This is a genomic window from Paracoccus seriniphilus, from assembly GCF_028553745.1.
GTDB lineage: Bacteria > Pseudomonadota > Alphaproteobacteria > Rhodobacterales > Rhodobacteraceae > Paracoccus > Paracoccus seriniphilus.
Genome location: NZ_CP067129.1, coordinates 1,307,361 through 1,333,022 on the forward strand (window position 1 = coordinate 1,307,361; position 25,662 = coordinate 1,333,022).

The 25,662-nt window shown below is 61.7% G+C and carries 18 protein-coding genes and 11 pseudogenes; 13 read left to right on the plus strand and 16 right to left on the minus strand.

What is annotated here, in order from left to right; genetic code table 11:
- Positions 1-217 precede the first annotated feature (217 nt).
- The 6 pseudogenes from JHW44_RS06360 to JHW44_RS06385 all read left to right on the plus strand — a co-directional run.
- A pseudogene (locus JHW44_RS06360) lies at positions 218-661 on the plus strand (IS30 family transposase); the annotation flags it as partial.
- Positions 649-1,037, plus strand: a pseudogene (locus tag JHW44_RS06365) (IS256 family transposase); the annotation flags it as partial. The pseudogenes JHW44_RS06360 and JHW44_RS06365, both read left to right, overlap by 13 nt.
- A 34-nt stretch (positions 1,038-1,071) precedes the next feature.
- Positions 1,072-1,266: pseudogene (locus JHW44_RS06370) on the plus strand (hypothetical protein); the annotation flags it as partial.
- Between the two features lie 12 nt (positions 1,267-1,278).
- Positions 1,279-1,514: pseudogene (locus JHW44_RS06375) on the plus strand (transposase); the annotation flags it as partial.
- 366 nt (positions 1,515-1,880) lie between these two features.
- A pseudogene (locus JHW44_RS06380) lies at positions 1,881-2,572 on the plus strand (IS256 family transposase); the annotation flags it as partial.
- Positions 2,569-3,196, plus strand: a pseudogene (locus JHW44_RS06385) (DUF6441 family protein). The pseudogenes JHW44_RS06380 and JHW44_RS06385, both read left to right, overlap by 4 nt.
- Here the strand turns inward: JHW44_RS06385 and JHW44_RS06390 are convergent.
- Complete coding sequence (locus JHW44_RS06390; protein ID WP_272850308.1) at positions 3,193-3,768, minus strand: hypothetical protein; 576 nt, start codon at positions 3,766-3,768, stop codon at positions 3,193-3,195. The pseudogene JHW44_RS06385 and the gene JHW44_RS06390 overlap by 4 nt on opposite strands.
- A 236-nt stretch (positions 3,769-4,004) precedes the next feature.
- Here JHW44_RS06390 and JHW44_RS06395 point away from each other — a divergent pair.
- Positions 4,005-4,262, plus strand: a pseudogene (locus JHW44_RS06395) (IS110 family transposase); the annotation flags it as partial.
- Positions 4,263-4,486: 224 nt separating this feature from the next.
- On the opposite strand, the gene JHW44_RS06400 reads toward JHW44_RS06395, so the two are convergent.
- The 7 genes from JHW44_RS06400 to JHW44_RS06430 form a co-directional block, all read right to left on the minus strand.
- On the minus strand, positions 4,487-5,002 hold the full coding sequence (locus JHW44_RS06400) for a P-loop nucleotide/nucleoside kinase family protein (RefSeq protein WP_089342905.1): 516 nt from the start codon (positions 5,000-5,002) through the stop codon (positions 4,487-4,489).
- Positions 5,003-5,101: 99 nt separating this feature from the next.
- Complete coding sequence (locus tag JHW44_RS06405; protein WP_089342904.1) at positions 5,102-5,800, minus strand: DUF4386 domain-containing protein; 699 nt, start codon at positions 5,798-5,800, stop codon at positions 5,102-5,104.
- Complete coding sequence (locus tag JHW44_RS06410; RefSeq protein WP_089342903.1) at positions 5,800-6,789, minus strand: EamA family transporter; 990 nt, start codon at positions 6,787-6,789, stop codon at positions 5,800-5,802. Before JHW44_RS06410 ends, JHW44_RS06405 begins: the two co-directional genes overlap by 1 nt.
- Before the next feature lie 183 nt (positions 6,790-6,972).
- Complete coding sequence (locus tag JHW44_RS06415; RefSeq protein ID WP_089342902.1) at positions 6,973-7,611, minus strand: DsbA family oxidoreductase; 639 nt, start codon at positions 7,609-7,611, stop codon at positions 6,973-6,975.
- Positions 7,611-8,234 (minus strand): NAD(P)H:quinone oxidoreductase, encoded by a 624-nt coding sequence (gene wrbA / locus JHW44_RS06420; RefSeq protein ID WP_089342901.1) that lies wholly within the window; start codon positions 8,232-8,234, stop codon positions 7,611-7,613. The genes JHW44_RS06415 and wrbA overlap by 1 nt, the downstream gene beginning before the upstream one ends.
- 107 nt (positions 8,235-8,341) lie before the next feature.
- Complete coding sequence (locus tag JHW44_RS06425) at positions 8,342-9,229, minus strand: LysR family transcriptional regulator (protein ID WP_089342900.1); 888 nt, start codon at positions 9,227-9,229, stop codon at positions 8,342-8,344.
- A 121-nt stretch (positions 9,230-9,350) separates the two neighbouring features.
- Positions 9,351-9,788, minus strand: coding sequence for an alpha/beta fold hydrolase (locus JHW44_RS06430; protein WP_179217623.1), 438 nt, complete (start codon positions 9,786-9,788; stop codon positions 9,351-9,353).
- 179 nt (positions 9,789-9,967) lie between these two features.
- Between JHW44_RS06430 and JHW44_RS06435 the strand changes: the two genes are divergently transcribed.
- From JHW44_RS06435 to JHW44_RS06450, 4 genes are all read left to right on the plus strand, one after another.
- Positions 9,968-10,177: a hypothetical protein gene (locus JHW44_RS06435; RefSeq protein WP_089342899.1), complete on the plus strand. Its 210-nt coding sequence runs from the start codon at positions 9,968-9,970 to the stop codon at positions 10,175-10,177.
- A gap of 556 nt (positions 10,178-10,733) precedes the next feature.
- A complete protein-coding gene (locus JHW44_RS06440; RefSeq protein ID WP_089343258.1) occupies positions 10,734-11,528 on the plus strand; it encodes a DUF6544 family protein in 795 nt (264 codons plus the stop codon).
- 133 nt (positions 11,529-11,661) lie between these two features.
- The gene (locus JHW44_RS06445; RefSeq protein WP_179217622.1) at positions 11,662-11,838 is read left to right on the plus strand and encodes a hypothetical protein; all 177 of its coding nucleotides are present in this window, start codon (positions 11,662-11,664) and stop codon (positions 11,836-11,838) included.
- 37 nt (positions 11,839-11,875) lie between these two features.
- The gene (locus tag JHW44_RS06450) at positions 11,876-12,838 is read left to right on the plus strand and encodes a M23 family metallopeptidase (protein ID WP_089342898.1); all 963 of its coding nucleotides are present in this window, start codon (positions 11,876-11,878) and stop codon (positions 12,836-12,838) included.
- A gap of 8 nt (positions 12,839-12,846) precedes the next feature.
- Here the strand turns inward: JHW44_RS06450 and JHW44_RS06455 are convergent, their stop codons facing one another.
- Genes JHW44_RS06455 through JHW44_RS06470 form a run of 4 tightly spaced genes read right to left on the minus strand, consistent with a single transcriptional unit; the run spans position 12,847 to position 16,333 of the window.
- Positions 12,847-13,257 (minus strand): hypothetical protein, encoded by a 411-nt coding sequence (locus JHW44_RS06455; protein WP_089342897.1) that lies wholly within the window; start codon positions 13,255-13,257, stop codon positions 12,847-12,849.
- Positions 13,254-14,276, minus strand: coding sequence for an alpha/beta fold hydrolase (locus tag JHW44_RS06460; protein ID WP_179217621.1), 1,023 nt, complete (start codon positions 14,274-14,276; stop codon positions 13,254-13,256). The genes JHW44_RS06455 and JHW44_RS06460 overlap by 4 nt, the downstream gene beginning before the upstream one ends.
- Positions 14,273-15,679, minus strand: coding sequence for a serine hydrolase domain-containing protein (locus JHW44_RS06465; RefSeq protein ID WP_089342895.1), 1,407 nt, complete (start codon positions 15,677-15,679; stop codon positions 14,273-14,275). Before JHW44_RS06465 ends, JHW44_RS06460 begins: the two co-directional genes overlap by 4 nt.
- Before the next feature lie 36 nt (positions 15,680-15,715).
- Positions 15,716-16,333 carry a CPBP family intramembrane metalloprotease gene (locus JHW44_RS06470; protein ID WP_272850309.1) on the minus strand — a complete coding sequence of 206 codons (618 nt, stop codon included), beginning with the start codon at positions 16,331-16,333 and terminating at the stop codon, positions 15,716-15,718.
- Positions 16,334-16,664: 331 nt separating this feature from the next.
- On the opposite strand from JHW44_RS06470, the gene JHW44_RS06475 reads away from it, so the two are divergent.
- Positions 16,665-17,246: a tyrosine-type recombinase/integrase gene (locus tag JHW44_RS06475; RefSeq protein ID WP_089342893.1), complete on the plus strand. Its 582-nt coding sequence runs from the start codon at positions 16,665-16,667 to the stop codon at positions 17,244-17,246.
- 284 nt (positions 17,247-17,530) lie between these two features.
- Here the strand turns inward: JHW44_RS06475 and JHW44_RS06480 are convergent.
- The 3 pseudogenes from JHW44_RS06480 to JHW44_RS06490 form a co-directional block, all read right to left on the minus strand.
- Positions 17,531-18,178: pseudogene (locus tag JHW44_RS06480) on the minus strand (transposase); the annotation flags it as partial.
- A 503-nt stretch (positions 18,179-18,681) separates the two neighbouring features.
- Positions 18,682-19,367: pseudogene (locus JHW44_RS06485) on the minus strand (transposase); the annotation flags it as partial.
- Positions 19,358-20,434: pseudogene (locus JHW44_RS06490) on the minus strand (IS256 family transposase); the annotation flags it as partial. The pseudogenes JHW44_RS06490 and JHW44_RS06485, both read right to left, overlap by 10 nt.
- A gap of 100 nt (positions 20,435-20,534) precedes the next feature.
- Between JHW44_RS06490 and JHW44_RS06495 the strand changes: the two are divergent.
- Positions 20,535-20,810, plus strand: a pseudogene (locus JHW44_RS06495) (integrase core domain-containing protein); the annotation flags it as partial.
- A 162-nt stretch (positions 20,811-20,972) separates the two neighbouring features.
- On the opposite strand, the gene JHW44_RS06500 reads toward JHW44_RS06495, so the two are convergent.
- Positions 20,973-25,403: an Ig-like domain-containing protein gene (locus JHW44_RS06500; RefSeq protein WP_089345456.1), complete on the minus strand. Its 4,431-nt coding sequence runs from the start codon at positions 25,401-25,403 to the stop codon at positions 20,973-20,975.
- Positions 25,404-25,662: the final 259 nt, after the last annotated feature.

Consider the following 25,662-nt stretch of genomic DNA (forward strand, 5'->3'; position numbering starts at 1 on the left):
GCTCAGTGTCTTCTCATGACCGAAAAGTTGTCGGGCCTTGATGTTGTCCCCGGGAACCGGGTCATTTCGACATAGGTCTTCCGCAACTAAACCCCGGCTGGGAAAGGAGCGGAAACGCATGAAGGCATCGAAGTGCACGGACGTGCAGAAGTCGGGTGGATTCACGAACGAAGTGCAAATTCTATATCTAAACAGAGGTTTGCATGGAGATTTCTGAATGGGAAGCCACTACTCTCCCCTGACATTCGAAGAGCGTCGCAAGATCGACCAATGGCATGACGCGAAAGTGCCTGTGCTGGAGATTGCCGATCGGCTGGGTCGCGCATCTTCGACGATCTCCCGCGAACTGCAGCGCAACGCCTACGAAGACACCGAAATTCCCGAGCTGGACGGCTACTCTTCGATGACCGCGCAGAACGCCTATGAGCGCCGCCGCGCCATCCATCGCAAGCTGATCTCGAACCCCGAACTGAAGGCCGTCGTCGAGGATCGCCTGTAGGCAGGTTGGTCTCCGGAACAGATCGCCGGACGGATGCGCCTGGAACGCCACCCGATCCGGGTCAGTCATGAGACGATCTACCATTTCGCCTACTCGAAGGACGGCCGAGACGAACACTTCTACCGGCACCTTCCCGAGCACCGGAAACGCCGCAGGCCGAGACCAAAGCCGATGCGAACGCCGCCTTTGATTTCTTCGTCGAAACATACGGCGTGAAATGGGACAGGGCGGTCGCCAAATTGGTCAAGGACCGGGATGCGCTGCTGACCTTCCATGACTACCCGGCTGAACGCGCGCAAGCGCTGGCAAACACGTCCGGACGTCAAATCCGATCGAAAGCACCTTCGTCACCGTCCGGCATCGCACCAAACGCACCAAGGGATGCCTCAGCCGCAAGACCGGGCTGGCCATGGCATTCAAGCTGATGATGTCGCCGCAGAAGAAATGGCGAAAACTCGGCGGTCAAAACCGCTTGCCCGAGATCATCCAGGGCATCGAGTTCCGCGACGGGATCCGCCAACTTCAAACCGCCGCCTGATCAAGCGTCACCAACTTTTGCCCATATCTCATACTACAACAACCAACGCTACCATGAGAGCCTTGGGAACCTGACGCCCGCTGATGTCTATTGCGGGCGCGCAGAGCAGATCCTGAAACAGCGAGAGGAGATCAAACGAAAAACCATGCTCATCCGGCGCTTGTGCCATCAAACCGATTGGACCTGCATTACTTTGGTTCCGGTTTTCTGCGAGCAGTGCTCGCCATAGAGGAGACCGGACATGGTCCCCAAACATAGTGACGATTTCAAACGCGAAGCGGTTCGGATCGCGACAAGCAGCGGGCTGACGCGTCGGATCCGGGGGTCGGCCTTTCGACCTTGGGCAAATGGATAGGTCAGTTCTCGGACGATCCTTGTCCCGCACTCCGGGATTCTGAGCTTCGGCGCGAGAATGACCGGCTTCGCAAAGAAAACCGCATTCTTGAGGAGGAGAGGGAGGTGTTGAAAAACCGTTCCGGGCCGCAGCCCGCCTGTGCGCGGTAGCAACAGCCTGTGTTGTGCTCGCGGCGAAGGGCAGTTGCCGATGGCCTATTGGTGGGCTGGACCCCGTCAAAAGACGTGGCACATGGGCTGATGCGCACTTGAGAGTGGTGACGCTGTCTTAACGGCGATTCCGGTCAGGAAGATGACGAACTTGCGTGGCCCTCGCCCTTCGCCTTGAACGGAGGAGAAGCCATGACGAAGCGCAAGACCGGCGACCACCCGGATTTGAAGATGGTAAATCCCAATGCGGCGGTGATCGATATCGGCTCGACCATGCACATGGCCGCTGTGATCCCCGATACGGACACCATGCCGGTGCGCGCCTACATGCGCCAACGGGAACGGCTCTGCGCCTTGGTCGTGATCGGCGTCAATGCGCGCGGCGAGAAGCATTTCCTGGCCATTGAGGACGGCGTGCGGGAAAGCACCCAAAGCTGGCGCGAGGTCTTGCTGGGGCTCAAAACCGCGGCCTCAATGCTCCGAAACTGGCGGTCGGCGATGGGGCTATGGAATTTTGGGCAGCTCTTGAGGAAGTCTGTCCCACCACCGGGCAACAGCGCTGCTGGGTGCATAAGACGGGCAACGTTCTGAACTATCTGCCAAAGCGCAGTCAGCCCAGGGCAAAGAAGGCGCTGCACGACATCCGGCAGGCCGAGACCCGTGAAGATGCCCGCAAGGAGTTCGATGTGCTCGTCGGCACCTACGAGGAAAAATACCCCAAGACCGTCGCATGCCCGGTCAAGGACCGCGACGAACTGCTGACATCTTACGATTTCCCCGCCCAGCACTGGCAGAGCATCAGGACATCAAATCCCATCGAGAGCGCATTCGCCACAATCCGCCATCGCACCAAACGCACCAAGGGATGCCTGAGCAGGGACGGGATGCTCCACATGATGTTCAAGCTCGGCCAATACGCTGAGAAGCGCTGGCGCAAGCTGCGCGGCTCTGCTCATCTCGCAGACGTCATCGAAGGCGTCGATTTCATCAACGGCATCAAGCCATCAATACAAAATCAGGCCGCCGCGTGAGGACCATACAAACACCAGATTTGACAATAGCTCCGGCTGCTGAGGTGAAGGCAGGTGAGAAGGCCGTCACCGCTGCTATGCGCGAGGCCGGAACCGGGCTCAAGACCGCCTGGCGCGGCCAGATCACCGGGGCGGGACCCGGACGGCGGCTGGCAAGCTTGATACGCAGCCAGACCTATCCGACGGCCGGCGAAGGCCTGAACGCTGCGGTGCTGTTGTGGTCCATGGCTCTTGTCATCGTCGGCGCCCACAACACTGGCCCGCTGATCCGTTCGAAGGACGGGTTTTGGCTCGCGATTCCGACTGAGGCTGCTAGCCGTGGCCTTCGCGGCCGCAAGATCAACTCCGGCGAATGGGAACGCCGCCGCGGCATGTGTCTCCGCTCCGTCGATCGCCGGCGCGGGCCGAGCCTGCTCGTTGCCGACCGGGCCCGCATCAACCACGCGCGGTCTGGCGGTGGCATCGCGCTCCAGGACAGGTCGCAACCAGGTCACCGCGCCAATCTTCCTGCTGGTGCTGCAGGTGAAGCTGCCGGAGCGGCTGGATATGGACCGGGACGCCAAGCGGGCGCTCTACAAAGTGCCGGGGTTGATCGTGGCGAACTGGGTGGAGGGGCCTTTCTAGGTCTGAGGCTGCACAAGTTCGGGGAAGCCGAGATACCACTCGGAGTGATCGCCTTCATGGTTCGGCATGCCGGGCTTTGTCAGACAACCCTTTGGCGCGATGTAGCTGTCGATCCGTTTCTTCGGGCGTTCGTGCCAGGAGATGTTGAATGCAGCCATACGAGGGAAGAAATACATCGTGGAATATGGCAGGTGATCGTGGATCCACCAAGCAAGCGCACGCCAGTCCGTGCCATTCTCGAATTTGTCCGCAAACCACGGAATCACGATGCAAGCCATAGCGCCTGCAAAGCCGTCCGCATCCCTGCGATCCCAGATATGTCGCGCGAAATTCGCCTCGTTCGAAGCGCAACCGTAACCCTTCTTCCCTGCGCGCTGTTGCCCGCTGCAGAACCCGTTGACGTCACAAGATCTGAATGCCGAACGGATCCATATCTTCCCGAACGTCGCCTGCAGGGGCTCGAGAATGTCCTCGCACAGGCGCTTGCCGACCATGATCGCAAGCTCGGGATCGTCAGGGATATTCGGCATGCCGTGAAGGTTGGCGACTTCACTGTACAGAAATTCTCGCATGAAGAACGATTGTGACAGTCGGACTCGTCCGAGGTCGTCAAGGGCGGTTACGCTTTGCGGTCTTTTCATCATAGCATGTCTCACACTACCCCTCGTTGCATCAGGCGATGTTGCGCAATGCAGGCGTTGATGCAAGTACCCCCTTTCCCGTCTTAGTGGCGTTGATGATGTGACCGCCCCCCGACGGCATCGATGTGCCAAGGTGGGTCTGCGATGATCCACAAAGGATGACGGTCATGTCGGAGATTATCACGGTCGGGCTCGATCTGGCGAAGAATGTGTTTCAAGTGCATGGCGCTGACGGCGCAGGGCGAGCAGTCGTGCGCAAGAAGCTGCGGCGAGGACAGGTTCTGGATTTTTTCAGCCAGTTGCCGTCTTGTCTTGTTGCTATGGAAGCCTGTGGCGGCGCGCACTTCTGGGGCCGTGAGATCGGCAAGCTGGGTTACGAGGTCCGACTGATCCCGTTAGCCGAGGAGCCGGCCCTTCTGCGGCAAGGCTTGGCCATCGTTGAGATGATGAGTGACTACGCCGTGCTGCGGGCGCAGGTGCGGGCATGTGGGTCGTCCGGCCTCACTAAGCGGCCCCGGAAACACAAGTGGCGAATGGCAATGCAGCCGCGAACACCCGCGAGCAAGATGATTTGCATGCAGCGCGTAGATTGATTGCGACCAATTGCTCTTTTGGGGGTGCGTATTCTGCACGCCTTCTGCTCTGATTTTCAGGCCTCCTGCACTTGATCGTGTTCTTCGCCATGCACGACGACATCAAAGCCCTCTTCAGCGGTCGGCGGTGCGAAGTGACTGGAAAACTGGAGGAACTGCGCCTCCGTGACCGCGAAGGGGTGGTCACCCGCCGCGTTGCGCGCGCGCAGCCGAGCCAAGCAGACCTCGTCTGGCACGTCAAACACGTGAAGCTGGTGCGCGGCTTCAGTGCCGGCGATGATCTCCCTCATCCAGGCGCGTTGCGCGATGGTGTTTGCCGGGAAGTCGAGGACGACCGACACACCCGCGTTCAGCAAGCCGACCACATGAGGCCCCATAACACTTTGGAGCTTCGATGAGCATCGCACATAATCCTTCAGCGAATGCAGCTCATCTGCGAAGAGCGCATCGAGCCAGGAGTCCTCAGCGATAAGAACCGTTCCGGGCGTGGCCCCAAGCTGGGCGGCCATGGTGGACTTCCCGGATGCGATCTTACCGCACAGCATGTGCAGCGTCGGAGATTCAGACAACATTGTTATGTCTCCCTCATTACGGATGAAAAGATTTCAGGATTGGCCTGTAGCGGGATCTGATGCCAAAGTAATGGCCTCGTCCGCCAAGGCATTGACAGATCATGCCACCGCATTCCTTTCTCGGTGGCTGTTCCTTTGAAAAAGCAGCCGGATGCAGAACGCCGTCTCGGCGAGGATCGTCAGTAGATACGCCGGTACGAATGCCTGGGACCATTCAGGGGAGAAGAAGCGCAGGCCGCTGCCGATCAGATAGACGAGCCCGGCGATCGCCAGGCCGGCCCCGAAGACCTTCGCAAAATGACCTGATCGCCAGACAAGCAGACCCATGATCAAGCTGTTGACGCCAAAGAAAATGAGGCCGAGATCATAGCCATGACCGTGCAGATCGAGGAACACCAGCGCAAGCGCGTTGGCATCGACAAGCTCGTTGGGGCCAGAAATCAGAAGCCACGCGGCTTGCAGGACCATGAGGTTCGCGGCGACCAGCACAGTCTGGATCAGCCGGAACACCATCGCGGACAGGGCAAGCACCGGCGACGCGGCCCGAAAGATCAGATAAAGCAGTATGGCGAGCCCGGCATCGGAAAGCGCCATCACCAGGTCGGCGGCGATGGCCAGCCGGAACTGGCCCGGGGCGGCCAGGATCGCCGCCGCGGTGCCTGCCGCATCGCCAAGGTCGATCAAGGGGCCACGCAGGCCCAGCTCGGCCCCTAGGCCCGCGACGATGATGAGCAGGTACAGCAGGCTTGCAAGGCGGGCTTGGCGGGGAAACTCGGGCGTCAGCGCGGGATCGCTCATCAGGGTTTCATTTCGGTGCGATTGGCCATGACGTACCGGAACGGATTCGCGCCGAACATTGCCAGAAACGCACCGGTGCGGTTCATGATCGTTCCATCAGCTGGGTCGGGACCTGCCTCCGGCTTTGTCGGCACTTGTGTCGTCGGGCGGTTCGCCCGTTGACCTGCCCAGACCGAGCCGAGGACGATCAGCGCGCCGAATCCCTGCAGCAGGGACAGCGACTCACCCAGCACCACCCAGCCAAGGATCACCGCCGTTACCGGGCTCATCATGCCCAGCATCGAGACCGCGCCGGGCTCGATCCGGGCGACGCCCCGGAACCAGAGCGCATAGGTGGCCGCAGAACCGATGAGCCCGAGCCAGACCAGTCCGGCCAGGTTCGTCGCCGTGAGTGTCGGCAGCGCGGGCTCCACGATCAGCGCCAGCGGCAACAGGATCAACCCCCCGGCGGTCAACTGCCAGGCGGTGAAGCTGAGGGCCGAGACGGGCGGTTGCCATTTCCGGCTGAGGACCGTGCCCGCCGCCATGGATGCCGCGCCACCAAGCCCTGCGGCGATGCCGATGGGATCGAGGGCGGCGTCCGGCGAGATCAGCAGAAGCGCCACGCCCAGAACGCCAGTTGCAGCTGCGGCAACCGCACCTGCCCGGATCGGCGTGCCGAGCCACCCACGTGCCATCAGGATCACCATCATGGCCTGCAGCGATCCCAGCGTGGCCGCCACCCCGCCGGGAAGCCTGTAGGCGGCCACGAACAAGAGCGCCCAGAACAGCGCGAAGTTGAAACTGCCGAGCAGGAATACGCGACCGAGCCAGGCACGGGGTGGCAGACAACGCGTGACAGCAAGCAGCAGCAGTCCGGCCGGCAAGGCCCGAAGTGCTGCAAGGGTCACGGGATAGCCCACGGGCAGCGCCTCGGTCGTGACGAGATAGGTGCTGCCCCAGATCGCCGGGGCGAGCGCTGTCAGAAGAATGTCGGTGGTGCGGGACATGGGTCATGCCTCCTGTCGGGGCTCACCAGAGCGGGTGGATGGGCAAGCGCGGGTGGTCCGGCCAAGGATCGAGGCCCATGTCGCGCATCAGGTGGGGCGACAAGTCTCGCGGCACGCCGCGCGGGATGTTCCGGCGGGGCCGGGTATCTGTTCGGAAGAACGGGAGGGTCATGGCATTACCTTTCAGGCGACGAGGCGGAGGGCGGCGCGCAGTTGCGCGGCCAGATCCTCGCGCGGTCCGTTGACGAGCCGGGCGCCGGTCTCGCGGACGATGAGGGTTGGAATGGACCGGACCTGGAGGGCACGGGCGTGTTGCCGATCGGTCTCGACGGCACGAAGAGTTTCCGGGTCTTCGAAAACATCGGCGAAAGCAGCGCTCTCGAAACCCAGGTCCCGAGCGGCGTGCAGCACCGTTGCCGGGTCGGCGACGTTTCGCGCCTCGGTCAGATGCGCGCGCTGCAGGCGGTCGAACATGTCCCAGTGGGCGGCCTGTCCGCCAAGCCGTTCCGCCGCCTTGCATCCCAGCGCGGCGGTCAGCCCGTGGGGATAGTCAAACGGGGCCGCGCGCATCGCGTCGATATCGATGAGCTCCGGCCGGTCGCTGACCTGACGGCAGGCCGCCCAGTGCCCGAGGATGGTCTCGCGGGCGTCTTCCGGCGTGCCCCAGCGGGTGGCCATCTCGGCGCGACTGGCTTGCAGGACAAAGGTGCGGTGCCGGATATCGAGATCGAACTCGGCGGCAAGCGGCCGCATCCGCGACGAGATGTTGAAGCACCAGCAACAGACCACGTCGTGGAAGAAGTCGATGGTCAAAGCAGGCATCACGCGGCCTCCTCGTTCAGATTGGCGCCAGCCAGCAGTGTCGCGATCCGCGCAACATGCGCGCCCTGGAAACGCGCGCCGGCCAGGTCGGTCTCGGAGGGCGCGCGTAAGCCGTCGGCCCCGGCGATGGTGCCCGCGCCATAGGGCGCGCCGCCGACAATGCTTTCGGCCGTCGTCTGACCGGCGAAGGTGTAGGGCATGCCCGCGATCAGCATCCCGAAGTGCTGCAGCGGGATCTGGGTCGACAACAGCGTCGCCTCGTGTCCGCCGTGTTGCGAGCCGGTGGAGGCGAAGACGGCGGCGACCTTGCCGACCAGTGCATTCTGCGCCCAGAGGCCACCGGCTTGGTCGAGGAAGGATTTCATCTGCCCGGCCATCATGCCGAAGAGCGTCGGCGTACCGAAGATGATGGCGTCGTAGGCCTCCAGATCGGCCGGTGCGGCAACGTGCGTGTCATCCGCTGCGAAGCCAACCTTCTGCCGGATTTCCTGGGGAACAGTTTCAGGCACGCGACGCAGGTCGACATGGGTGCCGGGCACGCTGCGTGCGCCTTCGGCTTCGGCCTGCGCAAGGGCACGGACATGGCCATAGCTGGAATAGTAGAGAACAAGAACGCGGGTCATGGGATCCTCTCGGAGCTTCAGGTTTCGATGCCTGAGAGGATCGGGGATCGGCCGGGCCGGAATAATCGGCCGGATGTCACTTCATTATTTACGCAGGTTGAAGAATGTCAGGGCCGGAGCGCCGCGCGCAGGTGGTCGAGGAAGGCCGTGACCTTCGCGTCCATCCCCAGCCGCGAGGCCGTCACGGCGAAGATCTCCGGCGCAGGAAGCTCCCAGTCGGGCAGAACGCGCACCAGTTCGCTCCGCGCCTCGGCTTCGTTCGAGACGAAGTCAGGCAAGGTGCCGATGCCCTGGCCTGCGATCAGGAGGTCGCGCAGGACGAGGCTGTTGCCGACACGAACCGGCGGATCGAGGTCGATCGTGACCGTGCCAGAAGGGCCAGTCAGCGCCCATGAGGTCAAGTGGTCCGCAAGCAGGAAGCCGATCACCCGGTGCCGGGCGATGTCTTTCGGGACAACCGGCATGCCCGCCCTTTCCAGATAGGCGGGTGCCGCGAAGATCCGCTGTCGCATCGTCCCGACCCTGCGCGCCACCAGCGCCGAGTCCGGCATGGCAGGCCGAATGCGGATCGAGACATCGAACCCGCCCTCGACCATGTCCACCACCCGGTCGTCCATGGACAGCGTCAGCCGCAGATCGGGATAGGCGTCGAGAAACGTCGGCAGGATCGGCGCGATCACTGTCTGCCCGAACGAGCTGGAGGCGTTGACCTTGAGGTGCCCCCGGACCGCCCCGGCACCATCGCGGATGCGCGTCTCGACATGGGTTACGGCATCCAGAATGCCTGTCGCCTCGTCGTAGTAGAGCCGCCCGGCATCAGTAAGCGACATGGAGCGGGTCGTGCGGGTGAGCAGCGTGGTGCCAAGACTCTCTTCGAGCAGCTTGATCTCGCGGCTCAGAAGCGCGGGCGATACGCCAAGATCCTCCGCCGCACGCGCGAAGCTGCCGCGTTCGACGATGCGGCGGAAGGCGTGCATGACGGAAAGTTTGTCCATTCTTCTCGGTCGTCCCTCGCGTGAGCGCCCCTTGCGGGTCGCATGTCCCTCGACCATATCACGGGCACGGCAAGGAGCGAACGGATTGCGTTCGCGTCCGCCGATGGACCGTGACTGCCGCCTAGGCCGCCTGCCGAACCGCAAGCCAGTCCAGGATCGTCCGAGTGGTTTCTCCGGGCTTCTCCTGCTGGATCCAGTGGCCGCTGTCGAGGCTGAGCATCTCCACATTCGGGACGAAATCCGCGAGGGCTTCGGATGGCGGAATCATGTCCCGCGTCCCGTAGATCATGAGTGCCGGCTGCCGGACAATGGGGTCCACATCCGCGAGGATGTGCCAGTTGCGATCCATGTTTCTGTACCAATTGATGCTTGCCGTGAACCCGGTTTCCTCGAAAGCTGCGATGAAGACGGCAAGATCCTCGCCGCTCATCACGGGATCGCCTGCGGGCGCCGCAGCCGTTGCGAGGTTGATCATCATCATGCCCGGCTCGGGCGGCGCAGGCGGCAGGTTATTGCGGAACAGGTTGCGCAGGAAGCGATCGGTGTGGGCATCCAGCACAGCGACCGCGACACCGGCTGACGGTTGAAGTGGACGAAATAGTTGTCGTGCCCGAATACGCTTTCCATGAACTTGGTCCATGGGACTGGGGTGAGAGGCTGGTAAGGCAGCGCCAGGTTGGACCTGCTGCACTTTTGTTCCGGTTTTCTGCGAGCAATGCTCGCAAAAAGGGCAACATCATGACCTGGAATCTTGCACGCGGGCTGGTCTATCTGGCCTGCCTGGCGGCCTCGGGCCTTGCGATGGCCGGGCTGGCGGAGTTCGACCTTGCCATGGGGACGTTCGACCTGAAGCCGCTCAACCTCTATGCCCTGGCCGGCGCAGGCGGAGGAGGCGTCTTCTCCGCGTTGGCCTGGCTGGCATTGCTGCGCAGCTGGGGGCGGAGGTGAAAGCCCTCTCGCCCGAGCTACAGACCATGGTGTCGTTGGCGGCTGGCGATACCGTCGAGCTGCAGGGGAATTTCCGCGCCGCGGACGGGTATTTCGCGGCGGATCAGACGTCGTTCTGGGGGAGCAAGATTGGATAAGGAAGGCACACCATGATAAACTACGAACTTGCAGCGGTCGCGACTGTGGTGAGAGAGTTTGGATTTCTCGGATTTGATTTTATCCGCGATTGGGTCTGCCCTCCCACTTGAGACCTGCACAGGCTGGTTTTGCCTGCTCAGCCACGGAACGGACATGGGAATGCACGCCCTCCAGCCGTCCAATGCGCCGCATTGAACGCGCGGGGGTGTCCTTGGTCGTTCGACTGTTGCGGCTGTCTCAATAGGATCGCAGAGCAATTTTGCGGTCTATGCGGGCTTGGTTGCAACAGAGGCGGGCAGCCTTGATGTAAGTCAAAGTTGCCTCTTTCGATCAGTTTTATCGGTACGGTGCCACAAGCCAGCGAGCAGATCGCGTGAATGTCGTCATCGGAATTATTGCTACGATCCTACTTGTGTTCATGGCGCTTTTCGCCATCAGGCTCTTGGATTTGCGTGCCGACGGTGCCGAATGGGACAGGCTGGCCGCACTCCAGCCGGCGAACCCGGAGCATTTTGACCCGACGATGGTGGCGGACATGCCGGAACCGGCCCGGCGCTACTTCCGGTTTACGATTCTTCCCGGCGCGCCGCTCTTGCCAGTGGCGGAGATCGAAATGCGGGGGCAGTTCAGCCTCGGCACGAAGGACAACCCCGCCTATCAGCCGATGGAAGCGCACCAGATCCTTGCCGCGCCGGAGGGTTTCGTCTGGGCCATGCGCACAACCAGCGGAATGCCCATTTCCGGATCGGATTCCGGCCGCTGGACCCGCTTTCGCATCTTCGGGTTGATCCCGGTGACCCGTATGGGCGGCGATCTGGACCACGCTCGCTCGGCCTTTGGACGCTATGTGGGCGAGGCCGTGTTCTGGTCCCCGACTGCGTTTCTGCCCGGACCCGGTGTGACTTGGGAGGCGGTGGACGAGAACATCGCCCGCGTGACCATCCGCCATGGCCCGCTCGAACAGGTGGTGGATGTGACGGTGGATGGCGAAGGGCGTCCGGTGCAGGTTGCCTTCATGCGCTGGAGCGACGCCAACCCCGACAAGGTGCATCGCCTGCAACCCTTTGGCGGCCATCTGTCCGATTTCCGTGAGGTGGGGGGATATCGTCTGCCCTTCCGGGTCGAGGCGGGGAACATGTTCGGGACCGACGATTATTTCCCCTTCTTTCTGGCCGAGGTGACCGCCATCACCTTTCCCGGGGCAGGGCCATGATACGGCTGCTCGGATCCATCGCCCTGCCTGTCGCAGCCGTCCTGGCACTCTGTTTGATTGGCGTGACGGCGGCGCGCGCCGGCAGGGATTCCTGTTCGACCAGCCGCAACCGACCTTTGAGACCTTTCTCGCCATGGGCAATATGGTTGCGGTGGTCGCCCCCCTCGCGCTGCTGGCGCTCGTCCCGGTCTGGCGTGTTGCGAGCTGGAGCCTCTGGCGGCGCATCCACGACACGGCCTTTGCGCTGTCGCTCGCGGCGCTTGCGACCTTTCTGTTGCGCTGGGAGCTCGCCTTCGGAGGGCCGGTTTGATGCGCACCACTTATGATCTCGCCGGGAGCGGTTCGCCATGACAGTCCTGATCTTGCTGACGCAAATTGCCCTTCCCCTGACACTCCTTGCCTGGCTCGGCCTTTGGCCCGCCGGCAGCTTTATCGGGTTGCTGCTTCAGGCCGCGGGGACCGGGGCTTTCCTCTTTGCACTGGCGCGGGTTGCGCAATGGGCGGTTCCGGTCTGGTGGCTACCGAGGGTCTACGGCGCGCTCTGGCTCGTGCTGGCGGTCGCAGCGTGCTGGCGTCAGGAAATCTCGGGGCTGCCATGGTTGCCCGACGCGGTTGGGGGATGGGGCGCAATCGCCTTGTCGGTCCTGCTCCTCGGTCTCGGCGGCTGGACCGGTGCCCGGGCGATGCTGGGCCAGCGTCCGCCGCCGGTAGAGGTGGTGGATATCGCCAATCCCTTCGGCCCGGGGCGCTATCTGGTCGGCCATGGAGGTTCCGATCCGCTGGTGAACGGGCATATGCGGACGCTCGATGCCAACGTCGAGCGGTTCCGCCCTTGGCGCGGTCAATCTTTCGCGGTCGATTTCTTCGGGCTGGGGCCGTGGGGGCTGCGTGCGTCTGGCTGGCGGCCTGCCGATCCGGCTGCCTACGCGATTTTCGGGGCCGAGCTGCGCGCGCCCTGCGCTGGCACGGTTGTCGCCGTCGAGAACGACCAGCCCGATTTCGAGGTGCCGGAGCAGGACACGGTCAACCGCCTCGGCAACCACGTTATCCTGCGTTGTGGCGAGGCCGAGATCGTTTTGGCACACATGCGACAAGGGAGTATCTCGCTCGTGCCCGGTGGCCGGGTGGTAGTGGGCGACCGGCTGGGCGAGGTTGGCAACTCCGGCGCTTCGACCGAGCCGCATCTGCATATCCATGCGCAACGGCCCGCGTCCGAAGGCGCACCGCCAATCTCGGGCGAGCCTTTGGGCCTGCGGATCGACGGTCGGTTCCTCGTGCGGGGCGATCGCTTGCCCGGCGCGCTGAACTGAACGGGCGCTTAGGCAAACAGGGTTAGCACAGCCAGAACCGGAACGATCGGCAACCGGGCCAGCCCGATCTGGCGCCATGCCTTGGGGTCGGACATCGAGGACACGACGGCGCGCCCCTTGGGATTGAACACCAGCGCAGCGGATTTGACCGCCCAGAGCGCCGGGACACCGACGACGAGCGCCCAGCCTGCCCAGGTCCTGCCGGCTGCGGGATGCAGCGCATGATCCACCGCGCCAATCCCCCAGACGGCAAGCAGAAGCCCGGCCAGAACCCAGACCCACCAAGGCCGCCTTGCGCCGCCATAGGCCCGAGCCTCAAGCCTGCTCCAGCGTTCGGGAAGAATGACCATGCCGAGGCTCGTCGTCGCTGCCAGAGTGGTCAACGCGGCGCCAAAGATCGTCAGCCATGCCACAGTCATTCCGGGATCTCTTCGATTTCAGCCGCAAAGCCGCGCACCGTGTCCACGAAGCGCGCGGTCTCGGTCAGGAAGGGCGCGTGGCCGGATTGGTCGAACACCTCCATCCGCTTGCCCTGCGGAGCCTCGACCGCCGCGAACCATTCCCGTACCAGTTCGACCGGCGTGTTCCAGTCCTGCGCACCCGAAATCAGCAGCATCGGCACCGGCATCACTGGCACCTCGGCGATTAGGTCCCGCACGAGGTATTCGTCCCACATCGGCCCGCTGCCACGGTTTGCACCGTCGAGCCAGCGCCAGTAATCGGGCAGCCGATATTCCGGTGCGGCAAGCGCGCGTGGCATCATGGAGACAAGTGAGACATCCATCCCGCCGCCTTGGGCCTCGACCTCTTGCATGAGACGGACATAGAGATCGTGGTCGCGGAAGGCCTGCGGATCGAGGCGGGCGAGGTCGGACGGGGCCACCTCTTGCAGCCAGTCGCGTGTCAGCGCCGCTCCCCGCAGCGTGTCCACTTGCTGGCTGACCCCGATATAGCCCGCATATTCCCCCGGCCAGCGCGCCATCAGCCGTGCGCCCAGCATCGTTCCCCAGGAATGGCCGAACACGAACAGGGGCTGTCTGCCCACGCGCTCCCTCAAAATCGCCGTGACCTCTCGCGCGTCCATGAGGAATCGCTCAAGCGTCATGGTCGCCGGGTCGAAACTGGGCGGGTTCGACTTGCCCGCGCCGCGCTGGTCCCAGTGCACGACGACGAAATCGCGCTCCAGCGCAGCGGTGAGGCCGTGGGCAGGCATCTGGGCCGCGCCGGGCCCGCCGTGCAGCCAGAGCAGGATTGGCGCATCTCGGTCCGCCCCTCGGATCAGCAGCCACTGGGTCATCCCGCCGATTTCCGCCGCTATCAACTCGGCGATCGGGTCGGGACCGGCGACGGGAGAGGTGCGGGCGGGTAGTGTTTTCCAGAGTAGTCCGCAGGCCAAAGCCGCCATCAGAACAAGGGGCACAAGACGCAAGAGGGTCATCGTTGCCGCTCCGGTGCAAGGGCCATTGCGGCAAGGCCCAGCCCCGCCAGGCCCGAGGCTGCGCCCAGCCATGGCCAGAGGCCGGGCAGGATCGAGAACAGGAACAGGTAATCCTGCGCCGCAGCCCAGAGGGGCCAGAGGATCATGGCCGCGCCGATCCCCGCCGCCGCGATCCGCGCGACTTCGGGCCGCCGTCTGGGTCTGCGGGCCATCCATGCACCGAACGTCGCGACAAGGAGGCCGAGTGCGATGCCGAGACGTGCCAAGCGCTCTGCCCAAAGCACGCGCGTCATTCTGACTGGTGCAACACCGAGGCTTTCCGACCAGTCGCGCAAAAGGGCGGCAAAGAGTGGCCAGGCCCGCTGGCTGTTTGACAGGATCACGATACCGTCGCCGGTTTCTGGCACGATGTGCATATGGCTCATCCAGCCATGGCCCTGTCCGCCGTGCCAGACCGCCGCGCGTCCATCCGACAGGACTTCGGTGAAATGGCCAAGCCCGTAGCCCTGCGCGGCCATGCCGAACAGGCCACCAACCGCAACTTGGGGCCGGTGCAGCGCCGCCACCCCCTCGGGCGAAAGAACAGGTTGTTCCGCACCCTCCATCCCAGCCACAGCGAAACGCGCGATGTCGGCGGCGGTGGCGTGCAGCCCGCCCGAGGCACGGCCCGGATAGACGTAAGGCGCGACAGGCCCTCCCCGTAGGTCGTGGCCCACGGGCATCTCCGCGCCGATCCAGTCGAAGCTCGCCCCTGCCATCCCGAGCGGCGCCAGCACTTCGCGCGCCATGAGCGCGGCGAAATCCTCGCCGGTGCAGTCCTCGACCACGAGTTCCATCAGGTTGTAGCCGGTATCGGAATAGGAAAATCCCGAACCGGGCGCGGCGATCAGAGTGAAATCCTGCGCGATATGCGTGGGCAGGTCGGGCCTGGGCTCCTCGGGCGGGAAGCGCGCGGCGAAGTCGCCAAGGCCGATCCCGGCGGTGTGACTGAGCAGCATGCGCGGGGTGACCTTGCGCATCGCCTCGGGTGGGGACCAGCGCGAAAGGCACGCACCGATCGGCGCGTCGAGGTCCAGCCGCCCAGTCTCGGCCAGCCGCATCGCGCCCCAGGCGGTGACGGGTTTCGAGATCGACTCGACCCGAAACAGGGCATCGGCCTTCATCGGCCGAACGGAGGTCGGATCGGCCATGCCGAAGGCCTTGGTCCAGACCGGCTCGCCGCCCTCGATCAGCACAACAACGGCACCGGCCACACCGTCGGCAGCCATGCGTGCCTCGACGCTTTCGGTCAGCCGGTCCGGCAGCGTTCCGTCTGCCCCAATGCCGGGCGAGACCGGGAAGGTGGCGAGGAGAACCGCCACGAGACCGGAGACGACCGCCAGACGCATGCGTTCACCGGGCATGGAAGACCACCGGATCGTTCGCCAGAAGCATCCGCATCATGACCGCGCCTCGCGCAGGATGATCTCGGTCACAGCGCCCTCGCGCGAGAACATCGTCTTGCGGTTCCACCAGACGACGGCTGCCGCGACGCCGACGAGGATCCAGGAGTCCCACGGCTGCGCATCCGGCCAGAACGGGTTGATAAGCTGCCAGTGGAACAGCATAGACAACAGAAGGCTGCCGCGCGCCGCGTTGAAGATCGGCGTCACGAGGATCGCCAGCGTGATGTTGCCGATCAGGCCGAGAAACAGCATCATCACCATCGCAGCCACCATCGGCCCCACGCCCTCGGGCGGCAAGGGCGTCAAGAGCGGCCCGCCCTTGATGAGCGACCCCGCGATGAAGACGAGCGGGATCACGACGAGGATGAACGCCCAGTAGCCGGGCGGACAACGCCACATCAACAGACGCGACAGCAATCCGCGCAATCCCGAGATGCCGAAGAGAGCGAGGACAAGCACAACCGCCGAGATGGCCGGTGCCCAAGTGGCCAGAAAGTAGAATGGATGAGAGCCGCTGATCTCGCCGAACCGGGTCGCCATCGCCTCTGGCCAGATGATGTAGCTGCCGATCACCCCCCAGGTGATCGCGAAGGTGATGGACAGAAAGGCCACGAACCCGGCCGCACCTCTGCGCCTCTCACTGGTTTCAAGTGCCACGTGCAATCGAGTCTCTCCCTGTTTCCATGCCGTTGAAATATACGAACCGTGGCCTTGGGCTCTCTGATCAGGATCAATCCGCGACGGTTTCGATGTGGGCTTTTGCGACGCCTAGATCGTTGGGTAACGTCGGATCCCGGTCCCATATCCTCCGCCACCTACCATTCTCATTGAATGGCCCTAGATCGCTTGATATCGTATAAATACATGTATTTATACGATTATTTTTATTCATTGATTGCGTTCGATTCACTTCGATTGCGCCCGACGCTGTTCGTTCCATGGTATGAAAGGTGGTACGTCCAATGGCCTCTACCTTGTCGTAGACCCATCGGGTACCCGCCGCTGGATCGTGCGCGTCACCGTGAAGGGGCAGCGCAATCGCCAAGGCAAGTCCAACCGAACGGACTTTGGTCTAGGCGGCGCTGACATCATAACCCTGACAGTCGCCCGCGAGCGAGCGCTTGAATACCGACGCCTCGCCAAGCAGAGGCTGAACCCGAAGTACCACCGCGACAAGGAGGTGCCATGCTTCGAGGAGGTCGCACGTCAGGTCCACATCAAACGCCTGCCGACCTGGAAGAACCCGAAGCACGGCCAGCAGTGGATCAATACGCTTGCAGATTACGCTTTCCCCAAGATCGGCCGTTTGCCCGTATCGGAGATCGACCAGCCAGAAGTACTGCAAGTCCTCTCCCCTATCTGGACCGAGAAGCATGAGACCGCCCGCCGTGTCGCGCAACGCGTGAAGGCGGTTTTGGACGTGGCCCGCTCACGGGGCTTCCGCGAAGGGGAGAACCCAGTGACGGTCGTCATGGACGCGCGTGTTCTCCCTTCGACATACGTCCGCCGCAACGTCTCATCCTGATTGACGCGGAATCTCATCCAGTTTGTCGCGCCGCACTTGATCCCGTATCGGCACCCAAAAATGCCCCCCTTAGAGCGCACCGGGTAGCTGGCCCGATGCGGTGGAGCCATCAGACAGCGCAGCCGTATCGGGCCAGCGGGAGCCTTGATCATTCAAGAGCCTTGAAGCGTCAGCTCTCGTTGCCGGTCTCAACGATGTCGCAGTGATGGGTCAGCCGCGTCGTCATGCGCGGCCAGATCCACATAGGTCCGGTTGACCGCAGGGTCGTAGAAGCAGGCCCTGGTGACCCCGGCCTTCAGGTTGTCGGACACGATTTGCGCAGTCACTCCTGCGAAGAAGCCAAAGGCACGCACATGGCTCGCGATCCAATCCGGCAGCGATTGGGTCCAGGTCGCCTCCGCAAAGGTAGAGTTCGTGGCTCCAAGGGTCGCGACAAACAGCTGTGCCGGGCGTACTTCGCCAGTCATGGGGTCGATCACGTTGATCGTGTGCCCTGCATAGTCGACAAACAGCCGCTCGCCCGCCGGATGGCGCTGTCGCATCACCGGCGACAGCCTGCCTTCCCACCGCGTATACAGTTCGCAGAACCGGGAGTAGCCGTAGCCCTCCGGATGATCGGCGCGATATTCCTCCCACAGCAACGAGAGCGTCACGCCCTTGCGGCGCAACTCGCAGTGGATATGAGTCCAGTCAGGTAGGGTCGCGCGGTTCGGAACATCGCGCGCTGTCCGCGAATAGATCAGCCGCTCGAGGTCCGTATCGGACATCTCGGGCGGCAGAGGCCAGCTCAGGCCCAATTCACTGGCACGATCGAGGTAGCCCCGAAGGGTGGTGCGCCCGATCGCCAGGCTCGCTGCAATCTGGCGTGTCGACAGACCCTCGGCTGACAGCCGCAAAACGTCGCGTATCTTCCGCATCGGCAATCTCTTCATCGGGCTACCTTCGTGCCAAAGAGGCCGAAGGTAGCCAGTTACAGATTGCCTCGCAGCAGCAAGTCACAGGGGGACGAATGCCTCGTAATCGATGGGCGGATGAAATCGGAACGGGTGGGCGCATCAAATCGGAAACGGTGGGCGCATAACCCCGAAATATGCAGCTGGGCATCGAGGTCGACTTCTCGCTCCCCGCGGAACGCGTCGTCAGGGCGCTGAACCAGATCATCGAATGGCGCGGTGCGCCTCGAACCATTCGAGTCGACAACATCCTATGCGCGGAATGATTTGCTGATTTGGCATCAGGTCATTGTCATGCTGCAGCGTTCCAGCATGGTCGAGTTTGTGTCAGTTCGGCATTTTGGTCAACGACATGTTTCTCCCATAACAAACACAGAGTACGCTTTTGCGGCTCTCACCGTCCTTAAGACGAGATCTTCGGGTTGTTGAGCATAAGGCCTGAACATTATCTACGAGGTCGAATGCCCGCCTCTACGGCCCTGTCAGAGAAAGGTCCTTCTGCTGTCGATCATCCCTCAAGGAAGGGACGATAGGGTTCGCCACGCTTGATGATTCCATGCACGGTGCGGGCCATCTTTGCGGCGATTGCGGTATACGCCTTGCGGCGCAAATGGGTGTTTTGTCGATCCTTGGCGATGTAACGCTCGAATTTATCGCGGAAGCTGTTGGTCCGCTGCATGATCGCCACCTGACCGGCCATCCATAGTGTGCGGCGCAATCGGGCGTTGCCGTATTTGGACAGCTTGGTCTGGCCTCGGAAAGTACCCGACTGGATGGTCGCCAGATCCATGCCGCAGAACTTCAAGAATTGGCGGTGATGCTGAAAGCGGCGCAGATCGCCGGCCTCAGTCAGGATGGTCAACGCATTGATCGGCCCGATCCCCGGGATGGATGTCAGCAGCGGATAGTCCCGATGGTGCTTGAGCAGATCGACAGCACGGTCTTCGATTGCATTGCGTTGTGCGATCAAGCTGCGCCCTTCTGCGAGGACCATTCGAAACATCCGGGCTGCATCGGAACCCTGCGCAATGGGCAGGCCCACAGATGATTTGGCTGTCTGGTAAACATCTGAAAGCAAGAGTTCTTTTGAGACCTTGCGACCGACGACTTCCCAAGCATCGGCAATGAATGCCTCCTGGCTCATGGCAGAGATAAAATGCGATGCCGGACGGTGGCGAAGGTGCTTTCGATCGGATTTGACGTCCGGACGTGTTTCCAATGTTCGCCCGGATAGTCGTAGAAGGTCAGCAGCGCATCCCGGTCCTTGACCAGCTTGGCGACCGCCTTGTCCCATTTTACGCCGTAGGTTTCGACGAAGAACTCGAAGGCTGCGTTCGCTTCGGCTTTGGTCTCAGCCTGCCAGATGTCGTGCAGATGCCCCTTGGCCTTGGCTTGCACGGATTTCGGCATCGCGTTCAGCACGTTCATGGTCTTGTGAACCCGGCAGCGTTGCTCTCGCGTTGTGGCGAACACCTCGCGCAGGGCCGTCCAGAACCCCATGGCGCCGTCGCCGATGGCCAGTTTCGGGTCCTGCTTCAGGCCGCGACGCTTGAGATCAAGCAGCAGCTCGCGCCAGCTTTGCGTGCTTTCACGGAAGCCGTCGGTCATCGCCAGCAGCTCCTTGCGGCCATATTCATCCGCGCCCACAACCACCAGAACGCATTGCTTTTCCTCAGCCATGCGCGGTTTGAAGTAGACCCCGTCGGCCCAGATGTAGAGAAAGTGACGGTTGCCAAGATCGCGCTTCTGCCACGACTCATAGTCTGTCCACCAGTCGGCCTTCAGCCGCGTGATGGTCTTGGCAGACAGGCCCTTGGCGTTCGGGCCCAGCAGCGCCTGCAGGGCCTCGGTGAAATCGCCCGTGGACACGCCCTTGAGGTAAAGCCACGGCAGCAGTTCTTCGACCGATTTCGCTTTGCGAAGATAGCGTGGCAGGATGCTGGGTGTGAAGCTGATCTTGTCTTCGCCAGCGCCCCGATCCCGTACACGCGGCACTTTCACCGGCACCGGCCCAATGCCGGTCATCACCTCGCGTTCGGGTAAGTGACCATGGCGCACCAGGCGGGCCCGCCCGTCCTCCAGCCTTTCCCCGGAAAAGCTGTTCAGCAACGCGGCCAGTTCGGCATGGATCGCCTGTTCGATCAGCTTGCGCGCTCCATCGCGCAGGATGTCCGTGAAGGGGTCGGATGTAAAACCCGATGGATCGGGCAGTTGAGTGATGGTCGTCTTTGACACGTGGCATATCCTTTTCTCAGCAGAGAACTGAAGGCGACTCGACACCGCCATGATATGCCGCCCCTCAGGGCATCACCAACATTCGCGCGTTTCTCAAGTTTTCAATGGCCGCATGCGCTGCTAACTGCTCAACGAGACCTCATTTTTTTGCAATCTGGCTCACGCCCGAGCCGTGATCGCGCTCTGGACCACCGACTACAACACCGAACGCCCGCATTCGACTTTGAACTGCCAGAGCCCGGCTGCCTATGCACGGCCCCAAACGACCGCAATCGCCTGTCCCGCTGCGCGAGATGAAAGCTCCGAGTGCCGGGCGATTGCTAAACCTGCGCCAATCGGCGTGAAAAGCAACCAGGCTCAAGTCGTGGCTGGATGAAAGTTCAGTGGCAGGTCACTTGAAACCGGATGGGACGAAGGCCGCCTGTGCGATGAAATGAAAACCGGCCCGATCAGCGCAAAGGCGGATCGGGCCGGAAATTCTGGCTTTGCAGTCATTGCCTTTCTGCCAGTTCGCGAACCGGCAGAATTGATCTGCAGATCAGAACTGGAAGCTGTCGCTTTCCATGGCCGCGGCCATGCTGTCCGCAGCACTTGCAACATTGATGACGGCCTCGGCGCGCGAGAAGTTGCCCTCTTCGTCGGCCGCCCAATAGAAGAAGCGATCCGAGCCGGTGAAGCCTTCGTTGGGACGGTAGAGAACCGTGCCGTCATCTTGCAGATAGACGTTGCCGTTTTCCGGATTTGTCAGACCATCGACGTAGACATTTCCGCCGTCAGGGTCCGTGTCATTCGCGGTCAGATCGATCAACAGGTCGGTGTTCTGTGCCGTCGAGCCCAGATCGTCGCGCGCCGTTGCGGCTGGCCCGCCCAGATTGATCTCGCCATTATAGGGATAGCGGGACTGCAGGGCACCGTCTGAATAATCCAGTTCGAACACCAGCATTTGCTTGGCAAGCTCGCCGGTTGCGCGATCGGCGATGTAATCCTCGATCAGCAGGACGGGCGTGCCATCAGGCAGGCGCCAATAGCCATTGGTGTTGAGATAGGTCTCTTTGTGCCAGCCCCACAGGCCCTGTTGCTCAAGATCGAAGGTGCGCTCGACCGAACCGATCGAGTCCGTCTTGATGCCGTCAAAGAACAGGTTGTCCGCATCCGAGATATATTGATCGGCGGTCAGTTCGAACTCCAGTCGTCCCTCGACCAGATCCGATTCCCGCAGGATGGTCATCTGACCGTCAACGGTTTCCTCGATGTCTCCGCTGCGAATGTTCACGAAGTTTCCATCAATAACCGTGTTGTGGAAATCGCCTGCCGACCCCGTATTCACATTGTCGTTGTCGGTCAGGTTGAATGCGTGATCGAAGCCGTCAATGGTGATGTCGTTGAAGACCATGTCGATGGCATTGGTGCCGAGATTCACCCCCTGATAGGCGTGATCCCAGACATCTCCGTCTTCGTCGCGCTGACCCAGCAGGTCAAAATCCAGGAAGGTGTAGTGGGTCGTATAGCTGACGGCGACGCCTTCGCGTGTTTCCCAGTTCAGGAAACCATCAAAGACGCTGCGCACGTCATGACCCTGATCGGGGTTCTCCTTCACGACGATCAAGCCGGTATTGGTCCCGAATGCCTCGTTGTCGCGGAAGCCCTGAATGGGCGCCTTGTCCACCAGCAGGCTGTCGCGGCCATATCCCAGTTCGGATTGATGCATGGTGTCAGGGTCAATCGAGTCGCGCTCTCCGCGATGCAGCCAGACATAACCATGTGTGGTGTTGGCGGCGACATTGCCGACGACTTCGACGAGACGCCCGGCGAACCAGAAGCCATCGCCGGTCCGGCCGTCATTGCCGTCGACTTCACTGTGCTTGACGGCGACATCACCGGCGGCCCAGCCCTGGGACTTGATGGCGATATTCTCAAGCCAGGTGCCGGTTTCATTGCCATCCTCGGCGACGAATGCGGCGCCCCAGACGTCGAAGGCGACATTGTTGGTCAGATTGGCATTCGAGGAATGCTGGACAAAGCCCCAGCCCGGAGATCCGTCAACGACATTGCCGATCGCAATGGCGGGGTTTTCGACATCATCAACACCGGCTTCGTGGAAGTGGAACGGGTAGCGTGCCTCGACATTGGTATCAGGCGACAGATTGCCCACGCCGCCGAAGTCATCGGCGGAACCCGCGAATTCGCTCTTGTCGGTGCGGCCCATATCCGCAAATGCGGCATAACGAACATCGACGTCATCATTATGCATGAACATCACATGCCCGCGCTGATGCACCGGGGTGTCCTCGCCGCCCTCACTGGAAAAGGTGATGTTGCGGGTCATATTGGCGACATAGGCCTTGAGGTCTTCGCGCGGCGTGTCGTGGTCATAGGTCAGGCCGCGGTCCAGAGTGATCGTCGAGCCGTTGATGGCGGTGATATAGACCTCTTCATCCTGGCTCTCGGCAAAATCCATGCGGCCCAGATCATTGTTCCAATAGAAACCCTGCTGATATGTGCCTGTCAGAACCAGTTTGTCACCGACCTGCCATCCAGAAGGAACCTCTTCCAGTGACAGGGTTCTGTCCCCGGCCATGGCATCGGTTTCGACCTTCAGATGCGAGGATTTTTCCTGTCCGTGGATGTTCACCTCGCCCATTGCGATCAGGCCGCGCGACAGAAGGGCCGGATCCCAGTCAACGTCGATATTGCCGTTGTCGGCAAAGACGATGTCGACATTGACGTCTTCTTCGACGGGGTGATGCTCGGACCCGATTTCAAGCTGGCCCGAGGGCGATACCACTATGGTGTCGACGACAAGCCGGCTGTCTTCATCGGTCGCGAACTGCAGCACGCCATCCACGCGCAGCGTGAAGATGGAACTGTCGTTCTCTTCGCTGTATTCGACCGCGATCCCTTCGGGGATCAGAACCTGTGCGCCGTCACCGGGAACTTCGCCATTGTGCCACGTCGAAGGATCGTTCCAATCGCCGTGATTGATGGCGATATGTGTGGCCTCTTGCCGGGGCACCAGATCCAGAGACGCCATGTGGTTGGCCATGCCGGCCATGTTACCGTCCATCTCATGCTCGGCCATGTTGCGGACCATCTCGACGAATGCGGCGATCTCCTGGGCGGTTTGCGGCGGGTCGATCAGTTCGCCTGTCCCGCTTCCGTGTCCGTCATGGCTGCCATCATCGCTGCCGCTGTCACCGCCGTCTTCACCTGTCGTGCCATCATCCGAGGCAGTTATGTCGATTGCTACGGTGGCGCGGTCTTCACCGCCGTTGCCGTCAGACAGGATATAGCTGAAACCGCCATCGCCTTCGCCACTTGCGGTAAAGTGGATCTGGTCGCCCATGATCATGGCGCTGCCGTTGGAAATGCCGGTCAGCCCGGTGATCGACAGATCGTCGCCGTCAATATCGCTGTCATTGGCCAATAGATCCGCAATGTCGATCATCAGCATATTGCCGTCCGTGACGGTGAAGCCTGCGTCGTTTCCGGCCGTGGGAGCATCATTTTCAGCAGCCACATTGACAGTGACGCGTGCGAAATCCGTACCGCCATTTCCGTCGGCCACCCGGTAGATGAAGCTGTCGGTGCCGTTGAAATTGGCATTCGGCGCATAGGTGATCGTGCCGTCGTCATTCAGGGTGACGGTCCCGTTGTCAGCCTGCTCGACAGCATAGATCGTCAGAGTGTCACCATCGGAGTCGAGATCATTTGCAAGTACGGCAACGCGAATGCTGCCATCTTCGGACATGTTCCGGCTGTCGGCGCGCGCGTTGGGTCGGCTGTTTTCGACCGGAGTGGGCGCGGGCGTGTCATCGCTTTCGACCGAAATGGCCACTGCGGCAGTGTCTTCCTCGCCCTGCCCATCGGACAGGCGATACTCAAAGCCTGCATCACCGGCGCTGTCACTGACAAAGCGGATACGGTCGCCGACGATCTCGGCGCTTCCATTGGTCACATTGGTGATCGCTGCAACGGACAGCGTGTCGCCATCAATGTCGCGGTCATTTGACAGAAGATCGGCGATGTCGATGAACAGGGTTTCACCCTGCGTGACGACAAAGCCGCCGTCATCCGACGCCTCGGGGGCGTCGTTGACAGGTCTGACGGTCATGTTGACCCGGGAAGTCGAGGAACCGCCACGGCCGTCGCCCACTTCATATTCGAATACGTCCGAACCGTGGTAATCAGCCTCTGGAACGTAGGTGATGGTTCCGTCAGCATTCAATGTGGTCGTGCCGTGGCTGCCATTTCCAACGCTGGTGACGCGGACCTCGTCGCCATCTGCATCCGTATCGTTGTTCAGCGGGTCCAGCGTGACGCTGCCGTCTTCCCAGACGCCCCGGGCATTCGGACGCGCCACGGGTGCGGTATTTTCAACCGGAGGCTCGACAGGTTCTACCGGCGTGTCATCTGGTGCATCGTTTGCGGCATGGCGCAGAACCGATGAATCCAGAAAAGAATAGTCCCCACCATTGGCGCTGTGGCGGATTCTCAGTTCCGAAAAACCGCTTTCCTCGAAGTAGTCCACCTTGATGGAATACCATCCCGATTCCGCCACCGTCAGGTTGCCTTCGGTGGAGCCTGAGGCGCGCGTGCCCTGATACTCGGAGATCACATCGTCGTTGATGGTCAGACGGAAGCCGTCATCGGTAGTATTGCGAAAGTCATGAGTGCCGGCTTCGAGATAGATCTGGCCCGTCAGGCTGAGCGCATATTGGTCAAACAGCTGGTCGCCGTCAGAGGTGCTGAGCGAGCCAGCATCGTCACCAAGGAATGAGGCCAGCGATCCGCGGCTTACGCGATAATTGAGATCGGTCGCGACAAAGCTTGCATCGGCCTCGCTGCCCATGAGCGACAATGCCGAGTCGAGATCATGCAGATTTCCACCTACATAGACATTTCCCATCAGTCCGGATGTATAGGTGTTCTCGTCTAGCGTATTGCCTGTCGGAACCGGTAGTTTAGCCATTCGTCACGACCTTCTTGCAATCGGGTTCAAGGCTCTGGCATCGGTGCCAGAACCATTTTTTGATACAGTGTGTCGCACGGCTGAAGTGCCAGCCTGATATGCAACCATAAAATGAAGAAAATACTAATTACCACACCGCGCGGTTGCGCAAACACTAGTGGATTGTGTAATTGCGGCGCAAGGCGTCGTGGAAATCCGATTAAGGCGTCGGCAAAAAATCACCATTCGGATTAAGTTCTAAGCGAGTGACTGCTCATTA